At 65.6% G+C, this 11,883-nt stretch carries 12 protein-coding genes and 1 tRNA gene; 8 read left to right on the top strand and 5 right to left on the bottom strand.

Going from position 1 to position 11,883, the window contains the following annotated elements; translation table 11 throughout:
• Positions 1 to 147: 147 nt before the first annotated feature.
• Complete coding sequence (locus tag ACOZ32_RS09085) at positions 148 to 858, top strand: hypothetical protein (RefSeq protein WP_424335157.1); 711 nt, start codon at positions 148 to 150, stop codon at positions 856 to 858.
• 831 nt (positions 859 to 1,689) lie between these two features.
• Here ACOZ32_RS09085 and ACOZ32_RS09080 read toward each other — a convergent pair.
• Together ACOZ32_RS09080 and ACOZ32_RS09075 are read right to left on the bottom strand one after the other, a co-directional pair.
• Positions 1,690 to 1,863, bottom strand: coding sequence for a hypothetical protein (locus ACOZ32_RS09080; protein WP_168731186.1), 174 nt, complete (start codon positions 1,861 to 1,863; stop codon positions 1,690 to 1,692).
• A 416-nt stretch (positions 1,864 to 2,279) separates the two neighbouring features.
• Positions 2,280 to 2,353, bottom strand: a tRNA-Lys gene (locus ACOZ32_RS09075).
• Positions 2,354 to 2,525: 172 nt separating this feature from the next.
• Between ACOZ32_RS09075 and ACOZ32_RS09070 the strand changes: the two genes are divergently transcribed.
• A complete protein-coding gene (locus ACOZ32_RS09070) occupies positions 2,526 to 3,980 on the top strand; it encodes a DHH family phosphoesterase (protein ID WP_205251696.1) in 1,455 nt (484 codons plus the stop codon).
• Positions 3,981 to 3,997: 17 nt separating this feature from the next.
• On the opposite strand, the gene ACOZ32_RS09065 is transcribed toward ACOZ32_RS09070, so the two are convergent.
• From ACOZ32_RS09065 to ACOZ32_RS09055, 3 genes are all read right to left on the bottom strand, one after another.
• The gene (locus ACOZ32_RS09065) at positions 3,998 to 4,288 is read right to left on the bottom strand and encodes a PRC-barrel domain-containing protein (RefSeq protein ID WP_010902697.1); all 291 of its coding nucleotides are present in this window, start codon (positions 4,286 to 4,288) and stop codon (positions 3,998 to 4,000) included.
• Between the two features lie 79 nt (positions 4,289 to 4,367).
• Positions 4,368 to 5,483, bottom strand: a complete 1,116-nt coding sequence (locus ACOZ32_RS09060; RefSeq protein WP_010902696.1) for a pyridoxal phosphate-dependent aminotransferase — start codon at positions 5,481 to 5,483, stop codon at positions 4,368 to 4,370.
• Between the two features lie 136 nt (positions 5,484 to 5,619).
• The gene (locus tag ACOZ32_RS09055; RefSeq protein ID WP_424335156.1) at positions 5,620 to 6,525 is read right to left on the bottom strand and encodes a DUF7544 domain-containing protein; all 906 of its coding nucleotides are present in this window, start codon (positions 6,523 to 6,525) and stop codon (positions 5,620 to 5,622) included.
• Positions 6,526 to 6,641: 116 nt separating this feature from the next.
• Here ACOZ32_RS09055 and ACOZ32_RS09050 point away from each other — a divergent pair, with 116 nt between their 5' ends.
• The 6 genes from ACOZ32_RS09050 to ACOZ32_RS09025 all read left to right on the top strand — a co-directional run bounded on the left by ACOZ32_RS09050 (position 6,642) and on the right by ACOZ32_RS09025 (position 11,883).
• Entirely contained in the window at positions 6,642 to 7,235 is a 594-nt protein-coding gene (locus ACOZ32_RS09050) for a DUF7500 family protein (protein WP_136361303.1), read from the top strand.
• A gap of 64 nt (positions 7,236 to 7,299) precedes the next feature.
• Positions 7,300 to 7,836, top strand: a complete 537-nt coding sequence (locus ACOZ32_RS09045) for a chemotaxis protein CheW (RefSeq protein WP_010902693.1) — start codon at positions 7,300 to 7,302, stop codon at positions 7,834 to 7,836.
• Positions 7,837 to 7,882: 46 nt separating this feature from the next.
• Complete coding sequence (gene cheY, locus ACOZ32_RS09040) at positions 7,883 to 8,245, top strand: chemotaxis protein CheY (RefSeq protein WP_010902692.1); 363 nt, start codon at positions 7,883 to 7,885, stop codon at positions 8,243 to 8,245.
• On the top strand, positions 8,242 to 9,285 hold the full coding sequence (gene cheB / locus ACOZ32_RS09035; protein WP_136361302.1) for a protein-glutamate methylesterase CheB: 1,044 nt from the start codon (positions 8,242 to 8,244) through the stop codon (positions 9,283 to 9,285). The genes cheY and cheB overlap by 4 nt, the downstream gene beginning before the upstream one ends.
• A gap of 1 nt (position 9,286) precedes the next feature.
• Entirely contained in the window at positions 9,287 to 11,293 is a 2,007-nt protein-coding gene (gene cheA, locus ACOZ32_RS09030) for a chemotaxis protein CheA (RefSeq protein ID WP_424335155.1), read from the top strand.
• Between the two features lie 2 nt (positions 11,294 to 11,295).
• Complete coding sequence (locus ACOZ32_RS09025) at positions 11,296 to 11,883, top strand: chemotaxis protein CheC (protein WP_010902689.1); 588 nt, start codon at positions 11,296 to 11,298, stop codon at positions 11,881 to 11,883.

The following is an 11,883-nucleotide window of genomic DNA, read 5'->3' as shown; positions in this document are numbered from 1 at the left end:
CGCGTGGTGGCCGTCACAGTCTCCCCCCTCGAACAGGCGCTCAAACAGTGCTCCCCGTCGCCATCGGCGTCAACAGCCCAGATCGATGACGAACCGATCCTGTTATTGACCAAAATCCATACAAACGCTAGACCAATACCTGTCGATATGACCGACCGCCCTCCTCGAATCGCGCTCGTTATACTCGCACTGTGTTTACTCACGGTTCCATTCTGGGCACCCCTGTTGGACGTCACAGGAACCGAGCACGAGTACAGTGCCACACAGCTCACTATTGAAAACGACCGAGTACAGGTTCGACAAGACTCACCGAGGCTCAAACAGATCAACGGACTCGATTGCTTCAGGGAGCGGTCCCCGACTCGGACCTGTGGGTTTGAATCCGCACTGCTCACTGAGCGCTCACGTTCCGCATCGTATCCCGGTGTCCGGCATGTCGACGGAGACCCGTCGCTTGCTGCCCGAGATCGGTATCTTGCGTTCCCCGGTGACGGACGTGTCTTCGAACGCGTCACAGGCTGGAACGAGTCGGCGCAATCATATCGTCTCAGCGTAGAGCGAGTGAACGCCTCACAGGCGGTAGCGGACGTTTCGCACCCCGTTGATCAGTACTCGCCAGCAGTCCAGCGGGCGGTTGAAACCGGGGCGAGCCAGTCTCAGACGGATCTACGAGAAGCGGTTGTGGCCGACGCTAACGGGCGCTATTATGCGGTGTACACCTCGGGCACGACGTCGCTGCTCTCCGAAGCGCCAGGTTCGGAGCGTGTGCTTGAGTTCTTGGCGGTCATCACCGGTGCCGTGCTGTTGTTCAGGGCGGGCGCGATGGGGAACGAGCCAGCGTCCGGGGACGGCGATTAAGCAGCTGTTCCGATCATCTAGCGTGGGTCGGTTAGTCCTGCTCTGTTGAATCCGGCGATAACACGGGGATCGCGATCGACAGAGACGCGATTGTCTCGATATCCCCCGACGAGGAATTGGATCGATTTACTCGTGATCTCGATCATCACGCTCTCTGCGAAGGCTCCATCTCGGAACTCACAGCGCTCCTGAGAGAGCACAGAGCAACCTCATCCCAACATCGTCTGCGGATTCAACAGAGCAGAGTGGAGTGAATCTATCGAGTGATGATCTGGCCTCGTTTTACCATTCTACACGGCTACGTTCGTCCACGTGAACACACGCCCGCCCTCGCGATGTACCCTCGCTGTCGGCCCGCTCTACGCGCTCTCCGACTGCCAAGACCGCCGTGGGGTCCTTTCGAGCGTTCGCGTTCATCGTCCTCGCGATCCCGGTGATCGCGGATGTCGCCAGCTACCTCACGTGGTGAATCGTTGTCGACGCTCTAATCGGGCACGGCCGCCAGACTCTCCGGCGTCGTCGCGGCCTTCGGCGGCCATCAGGCACCGACCTCTGTCGTCGTGGGGTTCTGGACGCGCACGGAGTCGACCGAGCAGCCATAGGGATTGGCGGAATAGATCACCCCCGTCGACAGCGATCTTCTCCAACGACTCCGGGACGAGAGGACCCACGAGCGACGACTAACACCGGTGATGATAGCCGAACACGTCGACAAAAGCCGTGGCGTCTACCACCTCTCGGGCCGGGGGAGAGACTGGCTCACTGGCGACGTAGACACCGAAAAACCAGCCGCAGGCGATTAGCTCGCTGAGACGGCCATGTGGTGCGCTCTCACGCCGATGTGGTGTACACCTCGGCCCAGAGAAATGCAGCACCGATGCCAACGTACAGAAGCCCCGACGCCGAGTATCCGAGGTTGCTGTTCCACGCAAACGAGGCAACCTGGATGAGACCAACAGCGATCAGTGCCAGCCCGAGGACTGTCTTGGCTCGCTGACTCACCATGCAGGCCGGAGCACCGCACCCCGGATTAATCTACTGCCTGTCAACAGCACGACCGCATCGCTCGTTCCCGAGTCGCCGACGCCGATGAGGTCAGCCGCGAGTCGCTACCGGCAACGCGACAAGGTCGTGTCTCGAAACGCGTTATCACGGACGCACGTGGGAAACGCGATGTGGGTATTGAACAGGCTTGGCGTGGTGATCAGAGCGTCACAGCACCGACTCACCACTCCGTCGCGGTTCTCGATCCCGAGCTGTCCTGTGGTCCACCCTGTAATGTGGCTCGGTCAGGCCGGGCGCGCCGGGACACCGCGACGCCGAGTGGTACGGGACATGCTCTCTGGGCGGGTGGCGCGGTGGTCCAACCGGTACGAGCCAGCAGGCGCTACCAACCAACGCTGTGTTCGGCTTCGAGAAAGCGGGCCGGGCGCGATTTGAACACGCGACCGACGGATTAAGAGTCCGTCGCTCTGCCAGACTGAGCTACCGGCCCGAACGCATCCCCATATTACCGGCTGGCACTCAAATACGTTCTGATTCGCGGCAACTGACCGACGGTAGTTGACATACGCGGTGGGCCCGACGGCTGCGCTGCCTACTCGCGGACGTGTCGTCGGCTAGCGGTCGGAACGCGTAAGTGACGGCCGCCGCAATCCCGTGACAACATGAGCAGCCGGGCCACCATCTCCTCGATGTCCACCTACGCGATCCTTGGCTGTGGCAGCGTGGGCCACGCTGTCGCCGAGGAGTTGGTCGAACGTGGCAAAGACGTTCTCATCGTTGACAAGGACGAATCCCGCGTGGAAGCGCTGCGCGATCAGGATCTGAACGCGCAGGTGGCAAACGTCCGCGACCAGGAGGTTGCGGAGCTGATCGACACGCGGGATGTCGTGTTGGTGATGGCGTCGGACGTGGACGCAAACGAGGCCGCCGTCGAGAACATCCGCGCCCGAAACGACGACCAGTTCGTCGTGGTGCGGGCGAGCGACCCGGTGACGAGCGACGAGCTCACCGAGCTCGGCGCTGACGTGGTCATCAATCCGTCGTCGGTGATCTCCGACGCGGCGCTGCGCGCCCTGGAGTCCGGGGAGCTCGAATACAAGGCCCGCCAGCTCGCGGACGTCGTGTCGGGGACCGAGAGCGGGTTCGCGATCATCACCCACGACAGCCCCGACCCCGACTCCATCGCGGCCGCCGCGGCGCTGCAGGCCGTCGCCGGCCATCTCGGCGTGGACGCCGAAATCCTCTATTTCGGGGACATCGGCCATCAGGAGAACCGGGCGTTCGTGAACCTCCTGGACATCGAACTCACGCCGTACAGCGACGTCGACATCGACAACTACGACACGATCGCGCTGGTCGACCCCGCGAAAGCCGGGGCGGTGTCGATCGACCGTGATGTCGACATCTTCATCGACCACTACGAGCTCGAAGACGAGTCGCTCACCGCCGAGTTCGCCGACGTGCGGCCGAGCGTCTCCGCGACCTCGACGATCCTCACCAAGTACATCCAGGAGTTCGACCTGTCGGTCAGCCAGACGGTCGCGACGGCGCTGCTCTACGGGATTCGCGCGGAAACGCTCGATTTCCGCCGGGACACGACGCCGGCCGACCTGACCGCGGCCGCCTACCTCTACCCGTTCGCGGATCACGACACGCTCGAACAGGTCGAGTCCCCGAACATGAGCCCGGAGACGCTCGACGTGCTCGCGGAGGCGATCGCGAGCCGCGAGGTCCAGGGCAGCCACCTGGTGTCGAACGCGGGGTTCATCAGCGACCGGGACGCGCTCTCGCAGGCCGCCTCACAGCTCCTGAACCTCGAAGGCATCACGACGACCGCGGTGTTCGGGATCGTCGACGACACGATCTACCTGGACGCGCAGTCCAAGGACATCCGGCTGAACATCGGCCGGGTGTTGGCCGACGCGTTCGTTGACATCGGCGACTCCGCGGGCCACTCCACGCAGGCCAGCGCGGAGATCCCGCTGGGCATTTTCACCGGCATCGAGACGACCGAGGAGAACCGTGAGACGCTGCTGGATCTCACCGAGGAAGCCGTCACGAGGAAGCTCTTCGACGCCATGGGCGTCGAATCGGAGAGCTCGAACAACGGCAACTAGCCCGCAGACCGCCCGGTTCAGACTGCGATCTCGCTGTCCGCATCGTCGCCCTCGTAGCGCTCGACAACGTCGTTGATGAGGATGATGTCGCCGACCGCACGCACCCACCGGTAGGGAACGATCACGCCTTTCTGCCCGGTCATCTGTGCGGCGAACAGGTCGGCGTTGAGCTCCGTGAGTGCGAGCCCCGTGACGGCCTCCGCGTTGAGGTTCAACTGGATGTCTTCGACTTCGCCGACGAACACGCCGTTGTTCGAGTACACCTCGCGACCGACCAGCGAGGTGATCTCGTCTGCGTCTGCGTCCATGCTACCTGGGTAATGCGGGAGGCCCTTAAGTCTTCAAGCCGCGGCCGACCGGCGTCAGACGGCTGTCCGTCGGGCGATCCTACGGGCCGTCCGCGAGCACGCCCGCCAGTGCGTCCAGGGCCGCGACGGCGTGGTCCGGTGTGCGGCCGAGGCTGACACGGATCCGGCCGGGATCGTCGAAGAACCGGCCCGGAACGACCAACACGCCCTCCGACCAGGCCGCCGCCGCGACCGCGTCCCCGTCCGCCTCGCGCGGGTCGAGGAACGCGTACGGCGCGCCCTCGTGGACGGTGCCGGCGACGAGGTCGTCGTGGGCGTCGCGGAACGACGCGAGCAGGCCGTGGTTTTCGGCCACGAGGGAGCGCGCGCGGTCGGCGAGCGCGTCGCGGTTGTGCAGCGCCCGCATCCCCAGCGCGCGGTTCGACGCGGCGGGCCCCGGGATGTGCCGGAGCACCGACCGAGCGCGATCGACGAACTCGGCGTCGGCGATGAGCCAGCCCACACCGCTGTCGTGCAGCCCGAAGAACTTCGTCAGTGACCCGGTCACGACTGCGGAGTCGATCCCGACCGCGGTCGGCCCGCCGAAGGGGCCGTCGCTCGCCGTCTCGGTGAACGGCGCGTACACTTCGTCGACGAGCAGCCGCGCGCCCACCTCTCGGGCGCGGGCCGCCGCGTCGGCGAGCGCGTCCACGTCAGCGAGGCGACCGCTGGGGTTGTGCCGGTTCGTCACGGTGACCACCTGGGTGTCCTCGGTCGCGGCGGCCGCGATCCGGGCCGGCGAAATCCGGTAGTCGTCGTCGGCCGGCCGGAGGACGCGGTTGGTCTGCCCACCGACGGCCCGGGGGGCCGCCACCAGCGGCTCGTAGCCGGGCTTCTCGACGAGCGCCGTGGGCGTTCCGCCGTCACCGTTCTCGTCAGTGCCGGCCGTCGGGTAGAGCGCCGCCGCCGTCGCGACGAAGTTCGCCGTCGATGCGCCCGGAGTCACCAACACCTGTTCCGGGTGGACGCCGTACTCGCCTGCGATCTGGGTTTCGAGGGTTGCGCCGGCGGGCGGATCTGACAGCCCCGCGAGCGGCTCCGGAACCACCGCGGGCTGGCGGTCGCGGTCGCCGCGCAGGGCGCTCGACCCGAGGTCGTACAACGCGACCTCGGGCCGGCCGGAAAGCCAGTCGATGTACTCCAGCCGTGGGAACATACCAGTGGGGTCTGTGCTGGCGGGTGAAATGCCTTGTCGGTCGCGCTGCGGGACTCCCGGATCCTGGCCGTTGCCGTCGGTGCCACAGTCCCGCACCGACAGTCCGGCCGGTCCCTCCGTGAGCGCCCGCTTGCGATCACCTGAGCGCGAACGCGACCGCCGAGCGGTCCAACACCAACAGGGAGTGATACCGCAGGAACGTCATCGAGACCACGCTGACGGCGGCGACCGCTACCACGCCCACGACCCCTGTCACAGCGAGCACGGCTGCGCCGCCCCCCGAAACCGCGCCCGCGAGCAGCGCGCCCGCCCCGAACGGCACCACGATGACAGCCACACAGAACCCCACCGCGATGCTCGCGCCGAACAGCAACACCGCTTTCACCAATACGTAGACCGCGAACTCCTGCCAGTCGGCGCGCACAACCGGTGAGAGCCGTCGCCACCCCTCGCGCACACCGCAGCCGTCGGCGGCCATCAGCGGCACCACGAACGCCGTCGTGAACTCCGACGCGAGCGCCGCGCCGACACCGACCACCACACCCAGGGGCAGCGTCACCACCAGCGCCAGCAGCCACCACGCCTGGTCGAACGCCAGCGCCGCGCCGATGGGGCTGGCAACGAGCGCACTCGCCACCAGCCCACACCCGACGATCACGATCCGAAACGCGAGCAGCCGAAGCCCGGCGGCGAGGTGGGCGCGGAAGGGGGCCGCGATGCGGACGACCTGGGAGCGCGCGGCAGCAACCAGCACGAACTCCATCACCGCGCCGAGGGCGGCTGCCACGGTAGCGACCACCACCACAGTAACGCCGATGGCGGCCACGGCCAGACGGATCTCCGCGGTGGTCACTGCCTGCGCCACGTTGATTACGGCGTTGGGGGGCGCGTCCACGGAGACGGTCGGCGTCTGGGGAGCCGACAGGCCCGCGAACAGCGTGATCACGGCGAGCCGGCTCCACACACCGAGATCCAACGGCGTCAGCAACGCCCGGGTCTCTGCGAGTGCGTCGTCGAGTGCACCGACGGCGTCCCATGTCATGGGTCGTGAGTCGGTGGCCGGGATGAAATGTGTGCTGCCGGCGGGTGCCCGACCAATGACAGCACCCCGTCACGATTGCGACAAGACTTTAGCCCACAGGTTGCCAACTGAACAGCATGGTATCCGGTGGCGACCAGGACGACGACGACCGCGTGCTCTCCCCCGACGAGCTTGCCATCGAGGAGCAGGACGAGGTCGCGGCCATCGGCGAGGACCGGTACGTCATCGGGCCGGACGGACCGCCGAGCGCGCCCGCCGACGGCGCAGCCGAGGGTGGCGCCCCACAGCGAGAGCAGCCCCCACAGGGTGACCGCGGTGGCGGGAACACGACGGAACAGCCCCCCGAGCCACAGATCACCGGCCGGGACGTCAAAGAGTGGCTGGCCGAGGAGTTAGACACCCACGACAGCAAGTACGCCTACCACATCGCCTCGAAGTACGGCGACGACATCTCCCACCAGCAACTCGCAACCGACGACGTCGGTGCCGCGTTCGACGGGTTGCTCGTGTGGTACGCGCGCCAGCTCGCCGGCTCGACGTCGATCGATCGCGCGCTGGGCATCCTTCTGGGGGAGTCGAGCGTGCAGGTGAAATATCCCACCAAGCGACTGATCGCGTACCTGGAGGCCAACGACCTCGGTCCCGACGACTCGATCAAGGATCTGGTGCAGACCGTCGACGACGACGACGGCCTCAAATTCCCCCGGTAGCGCTCCCGTCGTGGTGTGATGCGCGAAACAGTTTTGAGGCTGCTGCCCCCTGAGTAAATCAGTGATGAACCTCGAAGACGCCGACCGGGTGGTCGAGGAGGCCGCACACGTCGTCGAGTTCAAACTCGGCGACGAGGTGTGTGCGATCGACATCGCGGCCGTCGACAGCATCGTCGAGTCGAAGCAAGTGACGCGTGTGCCCCGGGCGCCGGACGCCGTCGAGGGGGTCATGGACTTGCGGGGTGAAACCACGGCGATCGTCGATCCGCGGGAGTTCCTCGCGATCCACGGGGACCACGACTCGGACAACATTCTGGTGCTCGATCGCGCCGACGACAAACAGAAGATCGGGCTCCGTGTGGCGGAAGTCACTGAGGTGTCGGGCTACGCAGAGCACCAGATCGACCGGGGCAGCCGCCTCGACCGCATCGGCACGTCGGCCATCGAAAGCGAGCTCGTCCGCGGCGTCATCCGAAAAGGGGCGACGCCGCCGGGCGAGGCGGACGCCGCCGAGGAGGACGTGGCGCTCGTGCTGTGGTTGGACATCGACAAGCTCATCGGTTCGGTGTCGGCAGACGAGACCATCGACAATCAGGTCTGATAATCGGTCAGTTGGGTTTATTAGCCCCTTGGCACAACGAGAGGGCATGGCGAAGCAGGTCTTACTGGTCGACGACTCCGAGTTTATGCGGAATCTCCTCCGGGAGATTCTTGAGGAGGAGTTCGAGATCGCTGACGAGGCCGAGAACGGGGTTGAGGCCGTAGAGATGTACAAAGAGTACGATCCGGATCTCGTGATGATGGACATCGTGATGCCCATCCGAGACGGCATCGAGGCCACGTCCGAGATCAAGGAGTTCGACGCCGGGGCACACATCATCATGTGCACCAGCATCGGCCAAGAGGAGAAGATGAAAAAGGCGGTGAAAGCCGGTGCTGACGGCTACATCACGAAGCCGTTCCAGAAACCGAGTGTGATGGACGCTATTTCGGACGTGCTCACCGCATGACAGAGGCACTGGTGGTCGACGACTCGCATTTCATGCGCACGGTCATCAGCGACATCCTCGAGGACGGCGGGGTCGACGTCGTCGGGACCGCCGAGAACGGCGCACGCGCCCTGGACGCGGTTACGGACGTCCAGCCGGATGTCATCACGATGGACGTCGAGATGCCCGAAATGGACGGGATCGAGGCGACCGCGGAGATCATGCGCGAGCAGCCGACGCCGATCCTGATGGTGTCCGCGCTCACGACCGAGGACGCCGACGCCACCCTGGAGGCAATGGAGAAAGGCGCGATCGACACGTTCGCGAAGCCAGGGGGCACGATTTCCACGGAGCTGTCGGGGCACAGCGAGGAGTTGGTGGCGGCGGTCGAGCGCGTCGCGAGCGCGGACCCAACCGCCGGCCACGACGTCGAGATGGAGCCGGCGTCGCCGCCGGACGCGACCACCAGCGAGTACGCGAACAATCCGACGCTGCTGATCGGCGCGTCGACCGGCGGGCCGAACGTCGTCGAGTCGATCCTCGCGTCGCTCCCGGCGGAGGCTGACTTCCGGGTGTTGATCGTCCAGCATATGCCCGACCAGTTCACGTCCCGGTTCGCCGACCGGCTGGACGCGGCGAGCCAGTACGACATCACCGAGGCGGAGGACGGCTCACGGATCGGTGGCGGCGAGGGGCTGGTCGCGCGCGGCGACTACCACATGCGCGTCTCGGGGTACTCGAACGGCCGACTGCGGGTGCGATTGGACCAAAGCGAGCGCCTGCACAGCGTCCGGCCGGCGATCGACGTGACGTTCAAGAGTGCTGCCGAGCGCGTTACCGACCCGCTCGTGTCGGTCGTACTGACCGGAATGGGCAGCGACGGAGCGGACGGCGTGCGTGCCGTGAAAGACGCCGGTGGCGCGACGCTCGCGCAGAACGAAGCCACGAGCGCCGTGTTCGGGATCCCCGAGCGCGCCATCGAGACGGGATGCGTTGACGACGTGTTGCCGGTCGATCAGCTAACTGAAGCGATCGCGGATTCGATACGGAGGACGACGTGACATGGACGACTACCTCGAAGCGTTCGTTCGTGAAGGCGAAGAACACGTAACCAGCCTCAACAACGCCCTGCTGGAGCTGGAGTCGGACCCGGGCAACGAGGAGGCGATGGACGAAATATTCCGGACCGCCCACACGCTGAAGGGGAACTTCGGCGCGATGGGCTTCGAGGACGCAAGCGATCTCGCCCACGCCGTCGAGGATTTGCTCGACGAGATGCGGCAGGGCAACCTCGAAGTGACCTCCGACAGGATGGACCGCATCTTCGAGGGGATCGACGGCATCGAAGCCTGCCTCGACGAGATCCAGGCCACCGGTGACGTGGACCGAGACGTCACCGGCACCATCGAGTCGGTGCGGGCTGTGCTGGATGAGGTCGACGAGGACGGTGGCAGCGACACCACCACCAGCAGCGGCGACGCCGGCAGCCCGGCCGGCGACGGTGACGTGGACGCGACGCGGGTCGTCGAGGCGGACACCATCGACGCCGCCGAGGACCCCGTCTACCACATCCACATCGACATGGGCGACTCCCAGATGAAAGGCGTCGACGGGATGTTCGTACTCGAGGAGGCCACGGAGGCCTTCGATCTGCTCGGGGCCGAGCCGTCGCCGGACGCGATCAACGACGGCGAGTACGGTGACGGCTTCGAACTGGTCGTCGCGACGCCCAGCGACGAGGTCAGCGACACCGTGGCGGCGTTCCCCAAGCTGTCGGACGCAACGGTCACCGCCGTCGGCGACGACGAGCACGCCCCAGACGCCGACAGCGGGACCGAGGCGGACGCCAGCGCCGACGACGATGCGGACGATGCCGGGACGACCGCCGACAGCGGGAGTTCCAGCGGCGGGTCCTCGGCGATCGACAACACGGACACGGAGATCCAGTCGGTTCGCGTGGACGTCGATCAGCTCGACGAGCTCCACGGGCTGGTCGAGCAGTTGGTCACCACCCGCATCAAGCTCCGGCGGGGCATGGAGGAGAGCGACCGCGAGGTGCTCGACGAGCTGGACGAGCTGGACAAGATCACCTCCAGCCTCCAGGACACCGTGATGGACATGCGGTTGGTCCCGATGAAGAAGATCGTCGGGAAGTTCCCCCGTCTCGTTCGGGATCTGGCCCGCGAGCAGGACAAGGACATCGACTTCGTCGTGGAGGGCGACGACGTCGAACTCGACCGCACGATCCTCACGGAGATCAGCGATCCGCTGATGCATCTGTTGCGGAACGCGGTCGATCACGGGATCGAGAAGCCGGCGGTGCGCGAGGACAACGGCAAGGACCGCGAGGGGACGATCACGCTGTCCGCCGAGCGCGACCGCGATCACGTGCTCATCCAAGTCCGAGACGACGGCGCCGGCATCGACCACGACACGATGCGGGAGAAAGCCATCGAGAAAGGCGTGAAAACCCGCGAGGAGGTCCAGGACATGCCCGACGACGACGTCGAGGATCTGGTCTTCCATCCCGGGTTCTCGACGAACGACGAGGTGACCGACGTCTCCGGGCGCGGGGTCGGGATGGACGTGGTCAGGGATACGGTGACGCGACTCGATGGGAGCGTCTCCGTCGACAGCACGCCCGGCGAGGGAACGACGTTCACGATGACGCTGCCGGTGACTGTCGCCATCGTGAAGGTGCTGTTCGTGGAGAGCGGTGGCGAGGAGTACGGCATTCCGATCAAGACAGTCGACGAGATCTCGCGGATGAAGTCCGTGAAATCAGTCGACGGCGAAGAGGTCATCACCTACGACGAGACGGTGTACCCGCTGGTTCGACTCGGCGACGCGTTGAACGTCCCCGACGAGACGCGGAACGGCGACGGCATGCTCGTCCGGATCCGTGATTCGGAGCGACAGGTCGCCGTGCATTGCGACGACGTTCGCGGCCAAGAAGAGGTCGTCGTCAAGCCCTTCGAAGGCATCCTCTCCGGGATTCCCGGGCTGTCCGGGGCGGCCGTCCTCGGCGAGGGTGACGTGGTGACCATCCTGGACGTGGCTACGCTGTAATCATGAGCACAATGATCGACATTCGGCGGTTACAGACCGTCAACGAACTCGCCCGGGAAGGAGCGTCGACGGTCGCCGAGAACATGAGCCAGCTGACCGGCGTCGAGACCCAGATGCAGATCACGAAGATCAACGTCATCGACGTCGAGGACCTCGGCGCACACCTGGGAGCCGCCAAGCAGGTGGGCGTGAGCGTGCCGCTCAAAGAACAGCCCTACGGGTCGGTGCTCGTGTTGTTCGACGACGAGAGCGCACGCCGTGTCGCCGGAACGATGATGGGCGGCATCGAGAGCGAGGGCGGCGGCTACAGCGACATGGAGCGGTCCGCGATCCGTGAGGTCGGGAACATCATGACAAGCGGGTTCATCGACGGCTGGGCGAACGTGCTCGGCCGCACCATCGACATCTCCACGCCACAGCTCATCCGGGCGTCCGGCGAGGACATTGCGAGTCATTGTGTCGACCCCGGCGAACACGAGATCGCGATGGTGTTCGACGCGGAGCTACACGCCCCAGACGCGAACGTCGAGGCGAAAATCTACTCGTTCCCCGACATCGAGGCGTTCGTCTCGATGATCAACAGTATCTAA

The sequence above is a fragment of the Halobacterium sp. MBLA0001 genome (assembly GCF_049705385.1).
In the GTDB taxonomy this organism is placed as follows: domain Archaea; phylum Halobacteriota; class Halobacteria; order Halobacteriales; family Halobacteriaceae; genus Halobacterium; species Halobacterium salinarum.
This window is presented reverse-complemented; position numbering and strand designations above follow the sequence as displayed.